This is a genomic window from Pseudoalteromonas sp. OOF1S-7 (genome assembly GCF_022347765.1).
In the GTDB taxonomy this organism is placed as follows: Bacteria; Pseudomonadota; Gammaproteobacteria; order Enterobacterales; family Alteromonadaceae; genus Pseudoalteromonas.
On sequence record NZ_JAKRFZ010000018.1, the window covers coordinates 16,650 to 40,424 of the forward strand.

The following is a 23,775-nucleotide window of genomic DNA, read 5'->3' on the forward strand; positions in this document are numbered from 1 at the left end:
CATAAGTGTGTCTCCCCAATTATGGCTGATGCTGTTTCGTTAATTTGGTGGCAATATTATTTTTAGAATATTGAATATGGCGGCGCATCAGCATTTCTGCCAGCTCGGCATCCCGATTTGCGATGGCACGCACTATGTGTTTGTGTTCGTCGTAGGCTGTTGTGACGCGCGGCCCGGCCATGCCGAGTTGTACCCGATACATTCGCGCCAGGTGATAAATACCATTGCTTAGCATGGCAATAAGCTGCTGATTCTGACTGCCGACAATGATACGGTAATGAAAGTCCAGATCGCCCGCTTCCTGGTAATAAGATTCGCCGCCTTTGACTTCGTCGAACTGCTCGTTCAACAGGCTGTTGAGTTTAGCAACTTCTTCATCTGGCATGTGTTGTGCCGCCAGACGCGCAGCCATGCCTTCAAGGGCTTCACGCACCTGATACAGCTCCATCAGGCCTTCTTCGCTCAGCGAGACCACTCTGGCCCCCACATTCGGACGACGCTCAACCAGATGACAGGCTTCCAGGCGGTTTATCGCTTCCCGAACAACCGCCCGGCTTACTTCATACTTTGTCGACAATTCCATTTCACTCAACTTGGAGCCAGCCGGAATATCACCTTCAACAATCTCTTTTCTAAGCCGGAAAAATGCTTTATCAGAAGCAGTTACGGCACTTTCATGCATAAAGCTCATTATGTCTTTGCCTTCCGGTCTTGTTAAAAGTTGTAGACAATATAGTGCTGCTTTACGTGTACGTCAACCTGAACCTCGGCAGATTGTCGACAATTTTGGGTATAGAGGGTATTCACGAAATTTATGGCTACTTTAGGTGTAGCCGGGCTAAGGCTTTGCCTAAACAGGCAAGATACTCTGATGCTGCTACACTTTTATCGATATTAATCTAACAGGTATGTTTTTAATGGCAAAAACAGTCGTTACCCTGATGCTAGCCCTATTCCTGAGCAGTTTTCATTGTTGGGCTAAGCTTACTATCGTCACTGAGTTATCCCCACCCAATCAAACCTGGCTCAACGATCAGGTCGCCGGTGTAAGCACGGAACTGGTGAAAGCCATTTTAGATACAGCTGCGCTTGAGGGGGAGTTTTACATGTACCCCTGGGCACGCGCGTTGAACAGCGCCAGAAGTCAGCCCAACACCCTAATCTACAGTATGGCGAAAACCCCACAGCGGGAAGCTTTGTTCCAGTGGATTGGCCCTGTAGCGCTTTTTAACCTCGGTTTTGTAACAAACCAATCGCCCCGAAAAATTCAAATTAAAACGCTGGAAGACGCCAAGCAATACCGGCTTGCGGTACAAAGAGAGGATGTAGCAGCGCAGGTATTACATTCACTGGGCTTTGAATTTATCGAAACCGCTGATATTCAACAATCCTACCGGTTACTGGCGGCCAATAAAGTAGAGCTGGTTGTGGACGACCCACGTTATATTAACGCCATGGCGCAGACAATGAATTTACCGGACAATCATTTTCGCTATTTGCTGGATATTGACGCACTCAGCGTCAGGGGTTATCTGGCAGCCAGCTTAGCAACCCCCCCGGAACTGGTCACCAGGCTGCGTACCGCCTATCAAAAACTGGTTGATACGCCCTTATATCGTAAGGCGCTCTATGAGTAACAAACTAAACCATTTTAAAACAATAAATTAAATGCAGATTCAAAATCGGGAGTGGACAGCCACCTGTTTAAAAACGAGTAGCTGTCATCAAGCCTAAGCCAGTGGATATCAGTCACGTTTGCGACTAATGAAAACCCCAGCCATACACAAAATCAGAAAACTCAGACTACCTCCCGAATCGCCTCCTTTTGCATTGCCGTTATCAGGTGTTTTGTTGTCACTACCTTTGTCATTGCCCGGTGAACCATTTCCATCATCACCAGTACCGTTATCAGGTGAATCACCGTCATTATTGTCGTCTGGATTATCATTTCCATCGTCAGGCTTTTCATTGTCACTATCAGCTTCAATGACCTTCAACTGCGTGCTTGCACTCGAAACCACGGTTTGCTGCCACATCGCATCAACCGACAATTCGATATCGCCAGACTCTGCAAACCGGGTTGTTAACTTGCCAGTACCAGCCTCTATATTGATAGGTTCACCAGCAACGTACCACTGGTAGTGCAAATCAAGCGGCTCGCTGGATGTCAGGTTTGCCAGAAATTCGACGTTCTGTCCCTGTACCACTTCAGCTGGCTGCAAAATAACCAGCCCTACAATTTTTGGAGAAATAAGATCAACTTGCTTTTGAGAAGATTCCAGTAATTTTCCGTCCTGATATACTTCTCGGGTCACCGTATAAATACCGGGTTGTGTGTATTCATGCTCAGGCTCTGCTTCATGCGATACTGAACCATCGCCGAATCGCCAAAAGTACTGGGCGTCACTTGCAGATACTGTGCAAGTTAATATAAATAAAAGACCGGTCATTACTTTGTACATAGTCACTCCCTGATGGTGATATTGAGCCATACGCGACGCCAAGACCTCATTGCTAAACTGCGACTCACGGCTCCCGTATGACTGCAATCATTGTAACATAATAGTTAAAAAACAAAACCAAATGAGTCACATAATTCATCCAATAGTACCAGCTCAGATGCCAAAATATGCTCAGCTTGTATTAGGCATGAGTTTACCAGCAGATTGAAATGACTAAAGACAGTCATCTTGCTATAAAGCACATGCCTGCAATCAGGCATGTGCTTTTCCTACTGCTGAAATGTCATACCGTAAGTGCTTAATGCCCCCTCGCACAATCGCCAATTCAGGATCCCTCGAGCTGGTGCACTTGCATCAATGAACGTCGGAGCCCACCTTAGGTTGCGAAACCGTGCACTATTAATTTCTGAGACGACCCCGGAGCGAACGGCCTCTTGCCGGGCCAGTTCACATTGTTTCCAATCCTGGCCGTCACTAGAGGGTAATTGTAAGTCAGTAATATCGTAGCTGGCGGGGCAGGACTTTCCTCTCTGAACACAGGCGTTTTTCATTTCCAGCACCTTATTTTCACAGGCATAGCCAAATGGGTTGTCGCGGCAAAACCGGGCAGCTGTGAATAAAAACCAGGCATTGTCGTAGGCCAGTCCTTTAATGCGCTCTACCGCCAAACGCTGTGCCTCAGGCAAGTAAGCATAATAACTGTTGAGCAAATTAACCGCTCTTTGTTCATCCATTATGGCTTGTTTAAAATCATCCTCAAGATCGGTGATCAGCCACTTAGTTGCATTTCTGACTACCTGATAATCGGGCACCAATGCGCGCAGTGCCAGAGAGGATTTGTCGTAACGCGTCGTATAGTAACGCACAACATTATAATCACTCAGCGATGACAGCTGACTATTAAAGCCCGTTTTTGCGTACTTGACCGCCTCATAAAACATATCAAAACAAGGCTTTGGGTTATCCAAAGAGCAAGTGATGATATTGTTAGGTATGATGGTCAATAGTTGTTTTGGGTCACCACCTTGTTGGACGGCTCTTACCGTTATTTTGACCGACGACTTTATGTCGCTCTGCAAATACTTTAGTTGCCCGCCGACATTGAATACCCCACCATACAAATCCACATCCAGATAGCCCCCTATATCTGACTTATCTTTGTTACTGCCATAATCAATCTTTAAATTAACCAGTACATTTGCGCCATACTCAATACCAGTAACAAACTCATCGCCGACCAAAGTTTGCAACTGAGTCTGGTGGTTACTGGCAATCTCGTCGCCAACTTGTGAAAGAGTAAATCCGCTATTTTGACTCACTGGCAACAGCAAGCGCTTTTTCGGAGTGCTGGATGCACTGAAAGTATAAGAGCTTGAATAAGTGCTGGACGCCATCTCTTTTGCAAGCGAAGCGCCAGCCGATACTCGCACTACAGGAAAGTTCACATCGATATCAACACTGCCATTGAGAATGCTCAGCATGTCGTCATAACCCATGTCGATGCCCGTTTTGAACTGTAGCTCAGTGTTACCAAAGCTTTCATCAATAACACCACTTACTGGCTGCACATTTAGAAAACGTTTCTTTTGGCTGTCATAAGCCGTACCCACTTCAATGTGGTCATTTATCAACCCTGAAATAACTGAGCCGGTCAAGGCGCTATCGGTCACCTGGGTATCTGCACTTTGCGCATAACCACTGGCCACTACAAGCTTCAGTGCCAATAATGTAGAGTAAATTGGATTCATATCATCTTCCTTAACGAACTGTTACCAGGTAATCTTCCACTTCACCGTAGTGAATACGAGTACACGCATTATCAGACCCCCCACCAGCATCAGTAGCAACGCGCATTAACGTCAAGCCCTCTGGTACCGTTGCCGGCACGTCTAGCAAAAACCGGAAAACTCCTGATGATGCAGAGCGATAGACCATTTCTGAAGACTCAAACTGACCGTTGTGATTCCAGTCAAGCCATACCCGAGCTGCCACATACGATGGAAACTCAGGTTCTTTATTGCCCGGCTTAATGGTGACTTTTGATGCCTGATTAGCCCGCAATACAAGCACTTTGCCCGAAACTATGCTATGTGCATGTTTTTCAGATTGGTGCGTGAAATCATCGACTGTGACTTCTGAGATCCATTCCCATTCATGGTCATAACTGCGATTCTCACAATAGGATCTTGGCAACACTGTCGTCTTTAGCGCTATTGGCTCATACTCCGGGGGCATAATGGTACACGCTTCATTCGCGCTGGTCCCCGCATACCACTGATAAGGGTTAGTAAAATCGGTATTTGCAAAAGTCACGTATTGTGCTTTACCTGCTGCCAACGCAGTATCGGAAAGCCACAACGCTTTAAGTTGGCGAAGCTTTTCCTCTTTTTTGACAACATCAGTCGATTCATACATCCGCTCCCACAGCTCGACCAGCAAACCATCGTAGCACTTGCTTAGCCAGGCAAATCGGCCTTGTGCCTGTTCAACTGTGAGTAAATCACCTAACTCGCTGAACTTTGCCTGTTGATGCGTGTCATTGCTATGGCCTGGCACTGAAGCCTCAGCCCGCTCATTTAAGGCGGCGACCAATAAGAGTAAAGCCAACAAAAATTTGATTATATGCATGGGATATCCTTATCTTAGTACATCACTGATGGCGCTATAATCACGAAAATAAACCAGATTATCCGCCTCGTAATTAATACAATGATTGCCTTCTGGGTTGCGTTCACAATAATCTACTAAATCAGCAAACAAGTTGGCGTTAGCACGACTTTTGCTCTCAATATCCTGTAGTTGCATAAGTTGCTCTGCAGAAAATTGAGACGCGTAGTAACGTTGCAGATTCTTTGCACGCCGATACACCAGCCGCTCCTCTATCCAGCGTGCCGTTAGCTCTTTAATGATCAAGCGAGTCAGGTAATTGACCGGTGCATAGCCATTGTCGGGGATTAGTGGCTGAAGGCCTGCGCCTGAATCCAAATACCTGGTAGTATAAACATCGGTGATGTTGTAATCAGCCAATGAATCAAACTGGTTAATATAATCCGTTTTTAGGTAATGCACCGCCGCTTCAAACAAGTTAAAACAGGGCTCAGGATTGAGCAATGTGCAGTGCATAATGCCATTCGGTATGACTTGCAATAACCTGTTTGGGTCTCCCCCACTTTGCATGCCGCTTATCGTGATCTTCACTGACTTTCGTTTATCTTCGGCTATTTTCTGAAGTTCACCGTCGACTTTAACTTTGCCAATCCAGTCAACGCTCAGGTAGCCTCCGATTGCACGCTTATCCGTTTCATTCCTGTACTCAATTTTCATGTTAATCACGACATTTGAGCCGTACGCAAAGCCCTGAACGAATCCATCCCCCAGATTGCTTGCCTTATTGCCGGGATACGCGGTTGCTAATTCTTTCGCGGCCAATGTCGGCTGATACCCTGTATCGTCAATAGGAACCAATATGCTAGACTTTGGTTTGATTGAAGAATAAACAGTGTAAGTACCTGTATATCTGTCTGCACTGATATCTTTGGCGTAGTTTGCGCCGGCATCCATTCTCACTGCCGGTAAGTCAAAACCCGCATCAACCTTACCATCGACCAGTTTCAGGGCTTGCTGATAGCTCAGGTCAACACCCACTCTGAAATCTATGTGGGTGTTTCCAAGGTGTTCCACCTGCCGACCAAGAACTGATTGCAGCCCTAACAAAAGCCCACCTTTGCTTTGATAGGCTGTACCGAGCGGCACAAGGTCTCTGCTCTGACCTATGGCCGTTCGCTCTTCTACTTCATGGACAGCTAAAGTCTGAGCATGCGCTTTTATCAATAATAAAGCCGCCCCCAATAACAACATAAACGAAACCACATTACGTATTTTCATTATCTTATCTCCATGAAAGGCCCTGTCGGGCCCTGGTTTGTCAATCCATGACTATTTGCTTAAGGCTGTTCAGATAATCCTGGTGCCATGCCTGTGGCAGACGATTTAGTACATCTTCTGTCGTTTCTACCTTATTGCTAAACTCATGCTCGCTTTGCATTGCCAGGTCACCCACTTGCAGGCCATTGGCAAACATGCTGAAAGACTCTCCTGGTTGATAATCCGGGTCATCTTTGCTGCGCCCCAGGCGGAGGTTATATACTTTATCGGTAAACTCAACCTCCTCTATATGGGTGATCATTTCGAGCCCGTTTTCGGTTAAGATCTGCGCACCTTGCTCGACCTTGCTCGCCCACACAGCGTTGCCTGATTGCATCACAACAGGGTGAGACTCAGTCAATAAGAGTGTTTTACCCGACTTAGTTTTGAGTTGGACCATAGGAATGGTTTCAACACCCACAGAAATATCTTCAATCGTCAGCGCAAGATGATTGGATGGCGCAAACTCACTGGCACCCAGCACCTGATCGCCCACTTCAAGCCGCTCAATAGGAAGCTGCTTACCATTGGGTAACGTGATTAGTGAGCCTTCGGCCAGACAACTGTAGACAATTTGCATCTGAGGGTGGCCTATATCACTCCAGCCACTGTCCATGTCCGTAGAGCCAATCACAAAAGAAGCCGTTAGTGGCGGTCTGCCTGGACGTATTACATGATCAAGCGCAAAGTTCATTATCCAGTGGGTATCCTGGTATCTGCCAAATAATGTGGCGTCTCCAAACACCCCCTCATCTTGCGGGATATCCCAGGATATAGTCGTCTTATCCATTACACCAAACTTGCCGTACTGTAGTTTCAAACTCTTTGCAAAAAGGTCGCTGATATCCTGATAATCAGAATCACCAATTGCTACGGCTCCACCCCCCTCCTTCGTCTGGATAAAGATATTGGTCCCGTGATTCATGAAAGCAGGTTTATCAACTACCGGGCTCTCGACTAGGGTTATTGCACCGTTTTCTTCCTGAACTTCCAGTGTCGTAAAATCCGGCAGGTAGATACGTGTCACCTTACCTGTCACATCAAAGCTCCCTTGAAACGGGACCTTTAATTTAGTTTCACTGGTTGGTGTGTCTGGTGCGTAAATATTTTCATAATCACAATCGCCATAATTTCGATTCAGACAAATAATGATCTTACCATCAGGCACATCCGCACCGCCTTCAGAGCGGTTATCAATGGGCTTTTGAATGGCTGTTTCAAAACCATCTCGCCCCGCCAGAGGAAGTAGCGAGATGCCCTCAGTGCCAGACACGCCAGCTCTCGGCTGAGCAAAGCTGCCTAACTTTGCCAGCAAAGTATCCTTTGAATACTCCACCATAATATTACGGTCTTCCATAACCTGCTTGTTATTAGCATCCCTGTAAACTACCGTGACCCAACCATCCGCAAAAATGCGCTCTGAAGCAGCAAGCTTTGAGAAAATATCTTGTACTTTCGCGTAGGAGTATACGGATTTACGTTTAGCCTCCTGCCCGTCGCCAAAGTATTCATTGTATGCCAGTTTAGTGAGCTGCTTGCCTTTCTCATTGGTTAGATGCAGATCTATCAGTGTATAATCGGTCGACACCGTTTTACTGTTTAACGCAGATAACACAAAATAGGACTCACCATTTGCATTACTAGTGGCGACTTCAATACCCATATGTTTAAAGAAAGAGCACAGTTCAGGCCTGCCACTCGAGCAGTTTTGTAATGCGCTAAGGCTCGGATTTTCTGTTGCCAAAGTGTCTTGCTCCAGCCTTTGCTCAATCAGCGAAAATAACTGAGGCCGGTTTTTTCTGCTCAGACCGTGCCGTGCCAGTCGCGCTTTTAAACGCTCATTTTTAATCAGCATGTCTTGTTGGAAAGCTGCATCACTGGCCGCTTGTAATGAACTAGCAAAAGCGTCAGGCATGACGGATACCGTCCCCAGTGCAAGAGCAATGGATAAATACAGAGGTTTCATATTTTATTCCCTTAATATGGAGAGTTTTTTGAGCAAACGCTCAGGTCCCGCCAACGATATGCCGGCGAAACCCTACAGCAATTCATTCAATTAAGTCAGGTGGAGCGCGTTATTGGCTCGTGATATGGCTTTTTTGTTTGACAGGTTAATAAACTTGATAAATCAGTATGTGTATAAAGTAGTGGACTCGTTTCAGATACCAACTCAAAGCAAGTCTGAATACCAAAAGGATACGAGATAGCGTCGGTGAATGGTACATCCGCTGAGCCATTTGTATTCACCGCTTGCTCAACATCACCCGAAGGCTGCTCATTATCTGGCATAAGACTGTTAGTGAATTTAACTTTGTTACCGCTTTGAATTTCAAAGTTAAAATCAGTGGGCGACCACTCGTCCGCACTTTGGAAATCGACTTTTACATCGAAAACTTGGCCTTCATCTACTTCACCACATGAAAAGAAAAAACCATATCTGGAGCCGACAACCACACGCATCATTATTTTGCCCGGCAGGAAGCCTTCAGGCAAAGAAAAAGTGAGCAGCCCAGTATCCATTATCTCTTCGACTAGATAGACTTCTTGCTTTTCATAAGCACCATTGCGGTTGGTATCCAGTAATACCGTTACTTCTTGACCAACAGAATAGGCACCGAGTTCAATGGTGTTCCGCTGTTTAAGGTATAAATTCAAGGGCTGGTCCAAAATCTCTTGATAGTTCTGTGGCAGTAACTGTAAATTGTGACCATTAATCAACACATGACTCATCGGTTCTGCATTTTCTTCTCTAAACCACGGTGGGCAAACCACTCCCAGAGTGCGCGAATAATAATCACGGTAAGCAAGCAACTCCTCACCGTCTGTTTTGACTACGTTGATCTTAAAGCGCGTCAGTAAATCAGGCTCAATAACATGCGCCCTTTGTATAAACGGATAAATCGCACTACCGGAATCACGGGACCAGCCTTCAGTGGCCCCATCACCCCAATCAACAAGGATACGCTCTATTTCACTAATAGGTAGGGTCCCAATTAAATACCTGAACTCGTCATACTGAGGTACCGCCGTGACTGCCAGACTGGAAATCTCCGATGATTGCGCCACCAGCCCCACCAGATGCAACGCCCCATCAACATTATTTTGTGCTTCCTGTACGGGCTTATTCACCACATCCGAATCTGCAACCAGTATCAAGCAGGCTGCAGCATCATCAAAACTGGCATTGGCCGGAAGGCAGGATACATTCGCTTTCAGATATAACTTGAACGCTTCTTTGATTGTCCAGCCGTAGGTTTTTACCAGCTCATAAAACGCTTTTCTGAAAATACCACCCACGCTGTAGCTCGACATGTTCGCACGATACATGATCAGATGGTCAATGCCACGGCCATCCATTGACGGAAGTGCAAAATAGCGGTGCCCTACGTCCTGGGTTTTAACATCCCAGCCGAGCCACCACTTTTTATCGTCTTGCGGGCGACCGGTGTCATCCAGTATTTGTGATAAAAATGGCTCTGAGGTGCTAAAGCTGCCAGACACTCTGTACTGTAAGTAGTCCAGCACGGCAAGGCTGGCAATATCAGAAAACGCTTGATAAAAAGCGCCTGCTTCCCCCTGGCTATTCAGCTGACTATTCCAGTGTGTCAACGCATACGCTGACTCGTGGGCAACTACGCTTGACACAGTTAGCGCATAATTAGAATAGCTGTCGCCACTACCAAAATTAGTATAGGTACCATCCCAATACGCATTGTTCATGCCAAAAAAATTCTGATGTACTCTCTGTTTTAGTTTATTGAGACAGTAACCGTTTTCAGCACAATAAGCGTCTTGCTCTGGAAATAGCTCACCCAGCTGTTTGTGAAAAAACTGCATGGTCAGCCCACCATAAAAATGGGCATCATTCACAGGACCATAACTAAACCGGTGATAATAAAGTTCATCGACCATATTTCGATCAAAATTTTCAAGCTTATCATTGCAGTCAAATTCACTAGGCTCTGTTTCATGAATTAGATTGTCAATTGTCTGCACATACGGATTTTCTAGAAAGCAGCGCCCTCCTTCTTTTCTAACAACAAAGGGGTAACCATCAAAGTCGGCAAAAATGAGCGGGCGAGCAGTGTCGCTGACATCATTAAAAAGTAGTTCCGTTGAAGGGCTGGTCGTTTCATCATATTGATATCTGAGGCAAGCCTCCATTGTCGAAGGCTGCGGTGAATAACATATAGCCCCCATTTTCTCGTTGCCGCCTATGCCACCAGCAGCAACGTATTGCCCGTCACCAGAAAGCTGCTCTGCGCCTTGCTCTTCACGGGAAAAGTGCATAATGCCTTGATCAGACTTAAGGACATTCAGGGTATCCGCATCGATGGTAAGAGTGCGTATGCCCTCCTTCGACGTAGCTGTGACCTGAAACACTCCCATTAAACGGCCTTGCCAAGTCAAATACGCACGCCTGAGATCTTTCAATTTGGTCTCGGGCGTTAAGTCGGAACCTGCCATCAGTCGTTGCTCTATGTCAGCCGAGGGCAAACGGAAATAACGTCCATCAGTGGCACCAGGTAGCTCTTGCGCTCTCAAAGTTGCACCCAGCCCCTGCAAGACTTTACCGGTACTGTCTCTGAATAGTACAAATTGACCACCGATGACTGGTATACCACGATAATAAACTTGGTAATGTTCGAAGCGCTTGATATTCCCTATGGTTTTCACCCGCTGATAACGTAATCCGTTATCACTAAGTGCTCCACCCACGTCAGCGGTTTTGGCTCGAGCCTGTTTCTTAAGCTGGTTCTCAACTTCATGCCACAGGTGCTTTTGGTTTAATAATGAATGTGTGTCTACCCACTGTGTCGCGGCGTTGCTCAGACAACTGACACCACACAGAAAGGCCGCCAAAGAGGCTTTTTTTATCGGCATTCACTCTCTCCCTGAATTCATATTGTTTACAAATAAGACAGTTTCCTTTTAAGTTTGACACTTAGTTCGGCGCTAACAATTTGTAGCTAGAGCCACTTTTGAACAAGGATACAAACCTAACGTATTGCGTAATAAAAGCGTAATGGACAAACCTTAAAAATGAAACAAAAAACAAACAACCTGTTAAATTTTCATATTCACTTCTGAACTCTCAACACTATCTGATAATGCAGGCAAGCATAATACAAAAGGACCATGTGGTACGGTACTTTTTGTATATAAATAGGATTATCTCTGATATTTAAACATTAGAAATTAAAAAGGTAGCAATTTGTTCTATATTTCAATACGTTAAAAAGAGTCTCCATGGTTTTTCGGAAAGTCTATTTGCTTTTTCAGCACTGTGGTACAAGCAACCACCTATGCGAGATTGAAAAAAAGCGCATTTAGCTATGTGCGCTTTCAATCACAGCGGCCGGCGTGCAGTTAATAATCTGCCTGTACCGGCGCTTTACACATTACATACATCGGACTCGTAACTACAAAAACAGTGCCAGACCCTTTAAGTCAGGGGTAAATTACCCCTGCCAGTACTTAGCAAACAATTGTGGGTAGGTTTGCTTTAACACTTTGGGTTTATTTTTAAACTGTTTGCCCTGTGGTGCATAGTTCACCGTGTTGTGATAGGGCAGCTCCTGCTCCGTTTTTTGCTCATAGAGCAGCCCTGCTGTCAGGTCCAGTTCGTCGCAATAGGGATAAGGCAGGTTGTCGCGCAGGGGCATATCTTCAATGCTTGCCAGGGTATCAGGCTGGGCCAGCACCTGCTCTACCACGGCTTCGCCCTGGGTCAGCAACCAGTTGCAGAAATCCAGAAAGTCATACTCACTGTTACAGCCGCAGGTCACATAAGCTGCACCCCAGATATCCCAGTGCCATAAGCGTCTGAGTTGCTTGCTGTAGTGAGTGTCAAAATCGGCAATGTCTGTATCAGGCAGTGTTTCCAGCCTGGTTTTTAGTTGTGCCGCTTTATCTTTACTTTGGTTGTCGATGGCAATGAGTTGCCAGAATTGAGTCAGGTCCATGGAGTAAAACACATCAGGGGATTATGATGCGATCTTACCACAGCCAGCTAAGTGAAAGGTATGTTGTGCCGGGTTACAGACACAAAAAAAGCAAGCCTTAGCCTGCTTTTTCTCTTCAAGCATAAACCGTTAATTACAGCTTAACGATTTCTTCTGCCTGAGGACCTTTCTGGCCTTGAGTCAGTTTAAACTCAACACGCTCGCCTTCAGCGAGTGTGCGGAAGCCGTCACCTTTGATTGCACTGAAGTGTGCGAATACATCTGGGCCATTTTCCTGAGCGATGAAACCAAAACCTTTTGATTCGTTAAACCACTTTACGGTACCTGTTAAAGTATTAGACATAATAGTAAATCCTGAATATTAAAATGATGCCAATCCCTAAAAGCTAACCTCTGCCCTGTTGCAAAGGATCCTTCTATACAAAAAACTGGCAAACCTATGCCCATGTGGGCGCATAGACCTAAATTTTGCCGGTGATAAAACTTCAGGACGGTACTACTACAAGCAAAAACTTATACAACAACGTAATGGAGATTTATAAACACTGACCCAAATTCTGTCTACGTTCATCTTATCGGGCTGCCCCTCTAAGTCAACTAATTTTTAATCATATTTGTTAATTCTTAATGACACTAACAAGTCGCTTTCAAGGCAGAGCTGGCAAGGGTGTACCTTTTTTAATTTGTCTATTTAGCAGGTATATGATCGAAGGCAAATTGTGGTTAATTTAACCGGAAATAACACCTTTAGAGACTATGCTTTGCAACTAAACTGGGTATAATTCGGCGCAGAACCACGAAGGCGCTTTTTATGCTCAAAGATATTTTTCTGCGATTGACCCAGGTTGTTGTGTTGTACGCTATCAGTGTGCCGCTGAGTGCTGCCCCATTAACCATATCCTACCTGCAACACCCCAGCGTCCGCGATCAGGCCTTGCCATTAGTCCGGGCTGCTTATGCTCAGGCCGGCATCAAAGCTAACTTTATTGCCATGCCCGCACACCGTGTCCTACACGAAATTACGGCGGAGCATACCGATGGGGATGTTATTCTGGCACAAGAGATATTCGCCCCGTTTAAAGACGTTATCTCTGTGGGCCCGGCATTAACGGAAGTAGAGTTTGTGCTCCTGTGCGTTGCGAGTGTACCTTGCAACAACTCAGTGTTGGTGGCAACGCCAAGTACCATAGTCGCTACCGATCAATCCAAACGGGTGCTATTCACCAAATACCCTCAAGCGCAAAGAAATCATTTCTATCAGATTAACAATTTAGGTAAGTTACCTGAATTGCTGAATGTGCACCGCTTTGACTACGCCATCTTCGTGGTCTCAACTCAGTGGCCGCTCCCCGACTCGCTCGCGCATTTGAATGTGCATCACCTGTTTAGCTCAAAAGCCTATCATGTACTGCATAAGAAACATGCTTCATTGGCGGCGCAACTGTCATTGGCTATCGCAACCATCAAGGCACAAAAAGGTCTTTAATAAAGTTTCTTCGCACGCCAGCTCACAGTTGTGAAATCGAGCTGGACACAGGAAACCTTAGTACAACACCCAGACCATTTTGATAACGACTGACGTACACTGTACCGCTCAAATCATTCAACGCAATGCGTTTGACATGTGCCAGGCCTAGCCCCGACCCTGCAACCTGGGTCTTTGTAGAGTAAAATGGCGCAAAAATATCTTCCGGATGGGCCAGGCTTACGCCTGCACCATTGTCAGTCACCCTGAGTTTGAGTTCCTGATGTTTAACCTTTGCACTAATTTTGATAATTGGCAGTTCAACCCCATCGAAGGCGTGCTCAACTGCGTTGGTAATTAGGTGATTAAGGGCTTCAACCAAACTTGCGGGCTTCAGGTGGAGTAAAATATCTGCGCTGGGGTCGGTTTCAATTTCCAGTTTGATCCCCTGCTCAGCCAAAGAAGGCGTCCATACTTCTGCCAGGGAATTAAAAACATCCGTAATACGGCATATTGTCGAAACCCCATTATGGCACTGTACAATAGACTGCTTAAGTCGATCAATTTTATCGTCAATCTGATACAAGTTGCGTGAGAGTATGGCTGCTGCCTGTCCAATGCAATCTGCCTGTTTGCGGACTTCATTCATGGTCTCTGGCACGTCATCTAATGCCTGCAGAAGCCGGCTGGCTGACTCCACCAACATGGACGCAGAAGTTACACTCACACCCAAAGGAGTATTGAGTTCGTGAGCCAATCCCATGGTCATCAATGTCTGCTCCTTGAATGCCTCTTTATGGTCTTGTTCCTTTTGTTCCGCCAGCATTCTCAATTGCAACTCAAACAGGTGTTTCAGTGAACTGAGCATGGCTCTGGTTTTACCGTCAAAGCTATTTTCTTTAACATCCAGTACACACACTGTGCCAAAAACAGAGTCATCGACATTCTTAATAGGTAAGCCAAGGTAGGCTATCATACCCAGCTTGATATCCGGATTATGATCCCACTTTGGGTCTTTGCACGCGTTGGGAACTCGTAATTCACACTGGGTTTTAATTACGGTTTCACAATACAATCCGGACTGCTCCCAACATTCACTGTCCCCAATCTCATAGGGGTTTTCACTATTGAGACTTTTATTAAACACACCCAGTTGGGCGCCATTAAGTTTCATGATCAAGGCAACTGGTACCTCCAGCAACTCAGCCACCCGAGTTAATAGCTCGTTCCATTGTACGACCAGTTCGTCTGATAAAGTGTTGGTGTTCACGCGCCTGCTCCTGACAAGCCCTCTGTTGGCAATATACCTCCCAAGCTTGTTCTTTGAGTATAGCCTGAACACTCCAATTTAAAATTCAATCTCCATGACCAACCTGGCGCACAGCTCTTTACGCGCACGGCTAAACTTAGCCACAAATCCATCTTCCCAGGTATACAGTTTAATCGCCGTTCCCAGTGCTTAAACCTGAGCCACCATTCGCAATTCGGAAATATTAACTTACGTGCCGCTTAGCACTGGAAAATTAAAACAACTTTTAGGCTTCGAATTGGGAAGAATCTAACTGTTATAACTCAATATGATGCGTCAGATACGTATCGAGGTCCTGGGCATTGAGCGGCTCGCCAAGATAGTAACCCTGTAGCAAAGGACAACCCATCCTGGCGAGTAACCTGGCCTGTTCAGCTGTTTCTACGCCCTCAGCACAGCACACAATGTCAAGATTACTGGCCAGGGTAAGTATCGAGCTTACCACACTCGTTGTCTCACCCCCTGCTAACCCGTCCAGCAGCCCCGGGTCTAGTTTCAGAACATCAATATTGAACGCATGAAGCTGACCAATACTGGTATGAGCAGCATCAAAATCGTCAATCGCCAGTGTAAAGCCAGCCTCACGCCAAACATCAACCACCGAGTTCAACTCAGCGCCCAATACCGATAGCTGCTTTTCAGTAATTTCAATTTCAATATATTGAGGTTGCAATTCGTATGAGGCTAGACAGCTCTTGAGTACCTGCAGGGCTTCTTCTTGCTGCAACGTTTTCACTGCAAGGTTGATACTCAACCTGAGCTTAGGATATCGTGATTGCCACTGGGCAAAGTGGCGTAATGCTTGCCCCCAAAGCTTAACCTGCAAAGTCATCAACGCGCCCACATCATCTATTTCACTGATAAAGCGACTGGCTTCAACCAAGGCGCCCTCTTTGTGCCAGCGTGCTAACATCTCCAGCTGGACAATATGACCATCAACTGCATTAATAACGGGCTGAAAATAAGGCACAAACTGGTCCTGTGATATAGCGTCTAAAATGGCCTGCTCTAGTGCCTGATTCTGTTCAGCTTCATCGTCCAGTTGCGAGCAGTAAAACTGCAAGCCCCCTTTGCCGGACTTCTTGGCCCGATACATAGCGCTGTCTGCATGTTTCATTAGCACCTCAGCGTTATCGCCATCATCTGGGTACAAAGCCACACCGGCACTCAGAGTCGCCTGTACTTCTACTCCTTTGATCTCATACTGACCGCACACCCTATCAAGCACTTTTTTAATGACGCTGCCAACATGCCGTTTGTCTTCTATAGCATCCAGTAACAACACAAACTCATCACCCCCCATTCGGGACACAGTATCACATGCCCGAATGGCGTCGGTCAGCCGTTGTGCAATCTGTTTCAGCAGCAGATCACCAAAATCATGTCCCAATGAGTCATTGATTTTTTTGAATTTATTGAGGTCCATAAACACAACAGCAAACTGGTGGCGGTTGCGTAACGCCCGTTTACACGCCTGGATCAACCTGTCCTGAAGCAGCAGTCGATTCGGCAGACCTGTCAGGGCATCATGGTGAGCCAGATGATTCATTTTACGTTTGAGTGCCCGTGACTCAGTCACATCCTGAAAAATCATCACGGCACCAATCACTTTACCTGAATTGTTGTATACCGGAGAGCAGGAGTCATCAATCGCAAATTCCAGCCCGAGATGGTTGCGAAAGCATGTAGAATCCGGCAGGCTAACCGTTTGCTGATTACGCATACACACTGCCATTTGATCTTCAATGGGGCGATTGTTCCCTTCATGATAGAGCGGCATAACTTCGCTGATTGGCTGCCCTTTCACCTCTTCAGTAAGCAGCGCCAGCACCGCCTCGGCAACCGGGTTCATAAATATCACATGGCTGTTCACGTCGCAGCAGATAACACCATCACCAATCGAGCTCAGGGTTACCGCCAGTAACTCACTGTCCGTATCTGCCTGACCAAGATGCGGTGATAAGTGTAAATAACGAGCCAAGTGCAGATTGCGATGCTCAGAGCTTTGCAATTCAAACAACCCCGTCACTCGTTCGCTTTGTGTACTGACGAGCGTGAGTTTGACCACCTGACCATCTTTAGGTGATTCCAGCCAGGCAGCCAGCCGCGCCCAGCTTTCGGGCTCCAGCAGCTCATGTAAATTGTACGCAAAGAGTGCTTTATGACTTTTTGCCAGCGCAGAGGTCAACCCGTTGCTCATGCTGATCAGGCTGGCATCTGAGCTAAACACAAACTCAAAGCCGGGGTTGGCCTGAAATGCCTCCAGATAAAAGTGGTGCGCTTCATGATGGTCATTACTTTGTTGCCGCCCTGACTGACGGCTCACAAACCAAACGATCCCCCCAGCCATGACCGCCAGCAGGCCACCAATGATCAGCGCCAGTGCCACCGGGTTGGCTGTCCAGCCAATGAGCACGTCAAACATGGAAGGTGGGTGAGTCGCGGCGCTCACCTGCCACACCAAAGCAGACAAACACAAGCCCACACAATATTGCAAAGCAGAGAGTTTCACTCAGACTCCGATCGTTTGTTTAATGTTGCACTTATCAAGCGTAGTCGCTATCGCGATACTTTGGTAATACAACCAGGTGTTTTTGAAGCCTTTGTTAATGAAAGGGTTTAAAGCCCCGACTAAGATAAATGCGGTATATCCAATTATGCCGATTTCTGGAATTTCGGCGCATTTTATTCTAGTGTCTTGAAAGCAACCTGTTGACAGTGGAGTTTCGCATTGAGCGACAAGAACATAGTAGATAGCTTCATTCGCGTTGCGCGTATTATTGCCAACCTTGATGCAATCCTGGCCGAAGCTAAAAACCTCTCGTTAACCGCAAAAAATGCCCGTGTTGTTGCGCTCAGAGCGGGGGATTCAGCCTCAGGCTTTAAGCCAATCACCAATTTTATTGACGAGTTTTCAGAGCAAACAATCAAAACCACAACGCATATCTCCACGCTATCCAATCAGTTGTTCAAAATCGCCCTTGAAGCGGTCAGAAGTACCCAGTTCGACATTCACGTTGGTGATGCCACAATTCTGATGTCGACCCCGCAACTTGTGACTTTACAGCACAAAGCTAAACTGGATAGACAGCAGCAGACCAAAAAGCTGGAAATCGCCCTGCTGGAACTGGAGAGCTTTTTTGAAGAGATAAATAAGCAGATGCGAAGCGCAGAATACATTGCGGTTACCAGTCGGGTCGAGGCGTCAAATGCGGGAGAATTCAGTGACAGTCTGCAGTCGGTTTCTGATTTTATTGCCAGTGCAGCCAGAACAATCAAGCAATCGGTCACCGTCAACCTAAACGAAATCCACACTCTGAGAGGCACTTTGCATTGAAAGCAACACAATTGTACCAGGCTGCCAGTCACAGCTGGCTCATGTTCGGTCGAGATGAAGGTAAGCCGGAAAAAATTATTGATACCAACCAATACCTGGTCAAAGGCAAAGGGCAGGCCGTGCTACTCGACCCCGGCGGTACTGAACTTTTTTCACCGATGCTGGCAGCTATATTACAGCATATTGAGCTGCAAGAACTCACGACCTTGTTCGCCTCGCATCAGGACCCGGATATCATTTCTTCACTTGGACTTTGGGATAAGGCCTTGCCCGGCGCCACGCTGCATGCCCCCTGGTTGTGGGAAGGGTTTATTCGCCATTTTGGTATGAGCAACATTAAGTATCAAGGGATCAAAGACGAAGGTGGTGATATCCGCCTCAATGATATCAGCCTGAAACTCATACCTGCGCATTACCTGCACTCCTCTGGTAACTTTCATGTTTATGATCCACAGGCAAAGATATTAATGAGTGGTGACGTCGGTGCAGCATTGGAAAAAACCAATGCGCCAATTTTTGTCGAAGACTTTGGCGCTCATGTAAAGCATATGGAATATTTTCATCGCCGCTGGATGCCATCTAATCGAGCAAAAGCCAACTGGATAGCGCGGGTAAAAGAACTCAACATCGAGATTATGGCACCTCAGCACGGCCGTTTATTCAAAGGTGAGGCCGTGACTGAATTCCTGGAGTGGTTTGCAAAGCTGGATGTCGGAATCGCTACCTGAGGATCACTTATCGCTCCATACTGCCAACTCGTTGCCGCTGGGCTCAATAAAATGAAACCGCCTGCCACCGGGAAAGCTGAATATTGCTTTGTTAATGGTGGCGCCAGCCTGCTCTACGACTTGCTGCGTCTGCTCCAGGTCGTCACTGTAAAGCACTAGCAATGGCGCACCTTGTGCCTGACTGGCTACCAGATTACTTTGAAAAAAGCCGCCTTCCAGTCCGGATTCACAAAATGCCACATATTCCGGACCATATGACTGAAACTGCCAGCCAAACGCCGACTCAAAAAATGCTTGTGTCGCCGCTAAATCCGCTGCAGCAAATTCCACATAGTTCAGTGTATGATGTGTCATAGTCTCTCCTTTTAGTTTTTTATATTCAATGGCCATTCACCTGTACATGCTATAACCGGCAAACGATTAAACTGAATTGGCTCCATCTTAGCGCTGTGGCATGATAAAGTGCCAGCAAAAATAGCATATTTATAATGATTACCTTGTTTCGCTTCACGTTAATAGGTTTGCTCATGACCCTCACAACCCCGAGCCACAGTACCCAATCTGCCACTGAAATGCGCGCCTTGATCGGCCAAAAACTGATGCTTGATTTACGATACTTTTGTCAACAAGGCAAAGGGGCTCAGTGCCGGGAGCCCATGACCAGTTTACCGCCGGAGTTAAAAAACCTGCTCCACGAATACCAGATTGGCGGTGTGATCCTGTTTGCTGAAAACGTTCAGGACATAGAGCAAATCGTTGCTTTAACTGAACAATTACATGGCGCAACGGAGCAGCCGCCATTTATTGCCATCGATCAGGAAGGCGGTCGGGTTGCCAGAATCAACCGGGCTGAAGCCACCTCCTTTACTGGTAATATGAGTATTGGCGCCAGCTATGCCCAGCATGGCACGCACTATGCGCATCAGGTCGCATCGGCCATAGGTAAAGAGCTGGCAGTGCTGGGGATCAATGTCAACTTTGCCCCAACCGTTGATGTAAATGCCAACCCGGATAACCCGGTTATTAATGTCCGGTCTTTTGGCGAAGATCCCCAAATGGTCGCAAAGCTGGGCGCTGCACAAGTCAACGCATTCGAGCAACAAGGAGTAATATCCGCCATTAAGCACTTTCCTGGCCACGGCGATACTAATGTTGACAGCCACACCGGATTACCACGCGTAAATCACACTTTGGCTCAAATTCACCAACAGGACATCGCGCCTTTTGCCACGATCATCAAGCAGCAAGCGCCAGGCATGATAATGACGGCACACATCCAATACCCAGCACTGGACGATACGCAAATACTCAACAAACACGGCGCAAAAATGCTCCGTCCGGCGACGATGTCGCGCAAAATTATGCACGACTTACTCAGAGGTGATCTGGGATACCAGGGTGTCACCATCACAGATGCGCTGGATATGGCTGGGATCAGCGACTTTTTTGAACCCGAGCAGGCCGTCATAGAAACCTTTGCAGCGGGTGTAGACATTGCACTGATGCCCTTTGCGATCCGCAGTGCGCAAGATATCCATGGATTCAGAGAGTTTATGGAAAATCTATGCCTGCGCGCCTCAAGCCAGCTTGATGCCACCGAGCTGAGGACGTCCGCCCAGAGAATACAGACACTTAAGGCCCGTTTTTTACCCTCAAAGCGCCACCTGTCTTCGACGATTGCCCAATCGGTGCTGGGCAATCCACAACACCGCAAACTGGAAGCCGAACTGGCACTGGCCGCAATCACTGAAGTTAAAAATGATAAACTGCTGCCTTTGGCAACCCGCGCCAACCAACACATTCACCTGATCATGCCAGACAAACAAAAAGCCCTCGCGCTGAAACAAGCGCTGCTGGCACACTCTTCTCATCCACTCACCATTACATTGTCTAGTTTGCAAGGTTTCAACCCTGCACGGGCAAAGGCAGATATAGAAAATGCCGACTGGATCATTGCCGGTCACGCGACGCCTGCACAAAGTGCCGTAGAAATAGGCGGTATGGAAGATGTGACCACACTGGCGCAATTCTCAGTAGCAGCCCGGGCCCAGCCTGATGCTCTGAAAGAGTTATTAACCTTTGCGCAGTCACACCATAAACCAACCCTGTTCATCAGTTTGCGTGCCCCTTATGAAATCACCCGGTTTGCCCCTTACAGCCAGGCTGTGCTGGCAAGCTACGCCTATAATGTCGATGTTGAAACAACACGGGAAGTCAGTGGGCCGGCATACACCGCACTTGCTAAAGTTATTTTAGGTCAGGAAAAAGCCAAAGGAATACTCCCCGTCACGCTAAACAAACAGGCAGATTAATCGTAGCTGCCTATAATATTGAGTGAGGTGTTGTTGAATCAGCCACTTATCTGATGAGGACATGTATGGACCCACAGGCATCACTCACGGCTCCTAACGCCATTCGCGCCATGATCCGGGCCGGTGATTATTCCGGCCCCACCAACGGCTTTGTGCCCGGCTTTACTCAATGTGATATTCTGATCCTACCCGAGGCAAATGCGTTCGAGTTTCAGAATTATTGTCAGCACAATGCAGATTGCTGCCCTTTGCTCGCAACCAGTATCATGCCGGGTAATTATCATCTGGATCAGTTGGGCCAGAATATTGACATACGTACGGATGTGCCCCGTTATCGTATTCTCAAACAAGGTCAGCTGACAGAAGAAGTGTCTGATATCACCCATTTATGGCGAGATGACTTTGTCACCTTTGCGCTGGCCAGCTACCTGGCCTTTGATACTGTACTCAACTCCTTTGGTATCCATAGCCCTCTGGCTAACCCAACACACTCATTACCTATGTATATCAGTAATCTCGAAAGTAACCTGGTAGGGCCCTTTGGTGGTAATAAAGTCGTTTGCATGCGCCCAATGAATAAACAGGAGCTGATCAAAGCCATTCAGGCCGGTTCAGTCAGTCGGGTGCCTCATGGTATTCCGGTACACTTTGGTGAGCCCGGTGACATTGGTATAAAAAACCTCAGCAAGCCAAACTTTGGCGAGCCGCTCGCCTTTACCGCGCATAAATTGCCCGTATTTTGGACAACCAGCTTAACTGCTCACCTGGCTATCACCCGGGCAGCGCCCGAGTTGTGCATTATTAATAGCCCGCAACATTTGTTAGTCACAGACAAAGCAGATCTTAGCCTGGTGATTCGCTAATGCCGATGGACAGATACAGTGCATTTCATTACACGTATGGCGCTAACCTTTGCGCTTCAATCCGTGTTAAGGTCTGAAAAAACCTAACAGAAGAGTAATATATGCTGTTAAATTGCGACCTGGGCGAAAGCTACGGTGCCTGGAAAATGGGACTCGACAGCCAGGTTATGCCCCACATTGACCTGGCTAACATTGCCTGCGGATTTCACGCCGGAGATCCCACAGTGATGGCAAACACGCTCTCACTTGCCAAAGCACACAATGTCGGCATTGGTGCACATCCCGGTTACCCCGATCTACCAGGATTTGGACGTCGTTCCATGGCTTTGAGTGACATTGACCTCAGAAACACATTGCATTATCAAATCGCCGCACTGGACGGCATGGCGCAGGTGCAAGGTATGACACTGAGTTATGTAAAACCCCACGGAGCCCTGTACAACGACATGATGCGCAATGACGTCATACTCACTCAGGTACTCAAAACGCTCAGTGACTTTCCAAAGCCACTTAAACTGATGGTGTTGGCAACAGCAAAACAAGCGGAGCATGCCCGTCTTGCGTCGCAGTTCGGGGTCGAGTTACTGTTTGAAGCCTTTGCGGACAGGCTGTATACAGACGAAGGGCAACTCAGTTCGCGTAGCCAGCCAAATGCCGTTCACAACGAGGCGAATGTACTGGCACAGGTAAAACAATTGCTGAGGCACGGTACAGTCACCACGGCCAGTGGCCAGGCTTTGCCACTAAAAGCAGATACACTCTGTGTCCATGGCGACAACATGGACAGCATTAAGCAAATTGTTGCCATTAACGCATTACTCAAAACCCAATAGCAGCTAGTATCAAAAGGATTACACTGTGATAGAAACCTCCCGACTGCGGCTCAGACCACTCATTCAATATGACTGGCCGTTTTTTCTTCGCCTCCATCAGCACCCTCAGGTGATGCGTTTTATCAGGGACATCCCTGAGCAAAGTCACATCCGAGAACAATTTGACAGCCGCCTAATCGACTGGCAGAAAGAGTGCGATGCGTGGCTGACTTTGCTTATTGAGGAACAAATCACTGGAAAACCGGTTGGACTACATGGTTTTTTATCGAGCTGGGTTCCTTATCAACAAGCGGAGCTAGGATTTATGCTCACTCCTGAGCATCAGGGTAAAGGATACGCCAAAGAGTCGACCAGCGCGGTGATTGAGTTTGCGTTTAATCAGTGTGGTTACCATAAACTGACAGCCACCGTTACAGAGGGGAATGAAGCCTCATTTAACTTGCTAACCAACCTGGGCTTTGAGCATGAGGGCACACTCAAAGATAACTATTTGATCGGCGGACAGTGGTGCCATGACCAAAAGCTGGGCCTGATCACACCATTCTAACCTGTATCACGCAGCCAGCACACAGTGAA

General features: G+C 47.0%; 20 protein-coding genes. 8 read left to right on the plus strand and 12 right to left on the minus strand.

The window, feature by feature from the left end; genetic code table 11:
- Positions 1–19: 19 nt before the first annotated feature.
- Positions 20–691, minus strand: a complete 672-nt coding sequence (locus MHN33_RS19875; protein WP_239400650.1) for a GntR family transcriptional regulator — start codon at positions 689–691, stop codon at positions 20–22.
- A 226-nt stretch (positions 692–917) separates the two neighbouring features.
- Here MHN33_RS19875 and MHN33_RS19880 point away from each other — a divergent pair, with 226 nt between their 5' ends.
- Positions 918–1,637 carry a transporter substrate-binding domain-containing protein gene (locus MHN33_RS19880; RefSeq protein WP_239400652.1) on the plus strand — a complete coding sequence of 240 codons (720 nt, stop codon included), beginning with the start codon at positions 918–920 and terminating at the stop codon, positions 1,635–1,637.
- A 108-nt stretch (positions 1,638–1,745) separates the two neighbouring features.
- Here MHN33_RS19880 and MHN33_RS19885 read toward each other — a convergent pair whose 3' ends face one another.
- The 8 genes from MHN33_RS19885 to MHN33_RS19920 form a co-directional block, all read right to left on the minus strand.
- Positions 1,746–2,462 carry a PKD domain-containing protein gene (locus MHN33_RS19885; protein WP_239400654.1) on the minus strand — a complete coding sequence of 239 codons (717 nt, stop codon included), beginning with the start codon at positions 2,460–2,462 and terminating at the stop codon, positions 1,746–1,748.
- Positions 2,463–2,731: 269 nt separating this feature from the next.
- A complete protein-coding gene (locus tag MHN33_RS19890) occupies positions 2,732–4,210 on the minus strand; it encodes an internalin (protein ID WP_239400656.1) in 1,479 nt (492 codons plus the stop codon).
- A 10-nt stretch (positions 4,211–4,220) separates the two neighbouring features.
- On the minus strand, positions 4,221–5,090 hold the full coding sequence (locus tag MHN33_RS19895) for a GEVED domain-containing protein (RefSeq protein WP_239400658.1): 870 nt from the start codon (positions 5,088–5,090) through the stop codon (positions 4,221–4,223).
- A gap of 9 nt (positions 5,091–5,099) precedes the next feature.
- Positions 5,100–6,347, minus strand: a complete 1,248-nt coding sequence (locus MHN33_RS19900) for a hypothetical protein (RefSeq protein WP_239400660.1) — start codon at positions 6,345–6,347, stop codon at positions 5,100–5,102.
- A gap of 40 nt (positions 6,348–6,387) precedes the next feature.
- The gene (locus MHN33_RS19905; RefSeq protein ID WP_239400662.1) at positions 6,388–8,352 is read right to left on the minus strand and encodes a Hint domain-containing protein; all 1,965 of its coding nucleotides are present in this window, start codon (positions 8,350–8,352) and stop codon (positions 6,388–6,390) included.
- 95 nt (positions 8,353–8,447) lie between these two features.
- On the minus strand, positions 8,448–11,270 hold the full coding sequence (locus tag MHN33_RS19910; RefSeq protein WP_239400664.1) for a M4 family metallopeptidase: 2,823 nt from the start codon (positions 11,268–11,270) through the stop codon (positions 8,448–8,450).
- Positions 11,271–11,848: 578 nt separating this feature from the next.
- Positions 11,849–12,352, minus strand: coding sequence for a DUF4240 domain-containing protein (locus MHN33_RS19915; RefSeq protein ID WP_239400666.1), 504 nt, complete (start codon positions 12,350–12,352; stop codon positions 11,849–11,851).
- A gap of 133 nt (positions 12,353–12,485) precedes the next feature.
- The gene (locus tag MHN33_RS19920) at positions 12,486–12,695 is read right to left on the minus strand and encodes a cold-shock protein (protein WP_010380108.1); all 210 of its coding nucleotides are present in this window, start codon (positions 12,693–12,695) and stop codon (positions 12,486–12,488) included.
- Between the two features lie 468 nt (positions 12,696–13,163).
- On the opposite strand from MHN33_RS19920, the gene MHN33_RS19925 reads away from it, so the two are divergent.
- Complete coding sequence (locus MHN33_RS19925; RefSeq protein ID WP_239400668.1) at positions 13,164–13,838, plus strand: hypothetical protein; 675 nt, start codon at positions 13,164–13,166, stop codon at positions 13,836–13,838.
- A 22-nt stretch (positions 13,839–13,860) separates the two neighbouring features.
- Here MHN33_RS19925 and MHN33_RS24070 read toward each other — a convergent pair whose 3' ends face one another.
- Complete coding sequence (locus tag MHN33_RS24070; RefSeq protein ID WP_239400670.1) at positions 13,861–15,087, minus strand: ATP-binding protein; 1,227 nt, start codon at positions 15,085–15,087, stop codon at positions 13,861–13,863.
- Positions 15,088–15,382: 295 nt separating this feature from the next.
- Entirely contained in the window at positions 15,383–17,638 is a 2,256-nt protein-coding gene (locus tag MHN33_RS19935; RefSeq protein WP_239400672.1) for an EAL domain-containing protein, read from the minus strand.
- A 219-nt stretch (positions 17,639–17,857) separates the two neighbouring features.
- Between MHN33_RS19935 and MHN33_RS19940 the strand changes: the two genes are divergently transcribed.
- A complete protein-coding gene (locus MHN33_RS19940) occupies positions 17,858–18,463 on the plus strand; it encodes a chemotaxis protein (RefSeq protein ID WP_239400674.1) in 606 nt (201 codons plus the stop codon).
- Positions 18,460–19,191 (plus strand): MBL fold metallo-hydrolase, encoded by a 732-nt coding sequence (locus MHN33_RS19945; protein WP_239400676.1) that lies wholly within the window; start codon positions 18,460–18,462, stop codon positions 19,189–19,191. Before MHN33_RS19940 ends, MHN33_RS19945 begins: the two co-directional genes overlap by 4 nt.
- Positions 19,192–19,194: 3 nt before the next feature.
- Here the strand turns inward: MHN33_RS19945 and MHN33_RS19950 are convergent, their stop codons facing one another.
- Entirely contained in the window at positions 19,195–19,545 is a 351-nt protein-coding gene (locus MHN33_RS19950; RefSeq protein ID WP_239400678.1) for a VOC family protein, read from the minus strand.
- 173 nt (positions 19,546–19,718) lie between these two features.
- On the opposite strand from MHN33_RS19950, the gene MHN33_RS19955 reads away from it, so the two are divergent.
- The 4 genes from MHN33_RS19955 (at position 19,719) to MHN33_RS19970 (ending at position 23,746) form a co-directional block, all read left to right on the plus strand.
- Complete coding sequence (locus MHN33_RS19955) at positions 19,719–21,503, plus strand: glycoside hydrolase family 3 protein (protein WP_239400680.1); 1,785 nt, start codon at positions 19,719–19,721, stop codon at positions 21,501–21,503.
- Positions 21,504–21,568: 65 nt separating this feature from the next.
- A complete protein-coding gene (locus MHN33_RS19960) occupies positions 21,569–22,366 on the plus strand; it encodes a DUF1445 domain-containing protein (RefSeq protein WP_239400682.1) in 798 nt (265 codons plus the stop codon).
- 101 nt (positions 22,367–22,467) lie between these two features.
- Positions 22,468–23,199, plus strand: a complete 732-nt coding sequence (locus MHN33_RS19965) for a 5-oxoprolinase subunit PxpA (protein ID WP_239400684.1) — start codon at positions 22,468–22,470, stop codon at positions 23,197–23,199.
- A 25-nt stretch (positions 23,200–23,224) separates the two neighbouring features.
- Positions 23,225–23,746, plus strand: coding sequence for a GNAT family protein (locus MHN33_RS19970; protein ID WP_239400686.1), 522 nt, complete (start codon positions 23,225–23,227; stop codon positions 23,744–23,746).
- The last annotated feature ends 29 nt before the right edge of the window (positions 23,747–23,775 follow it).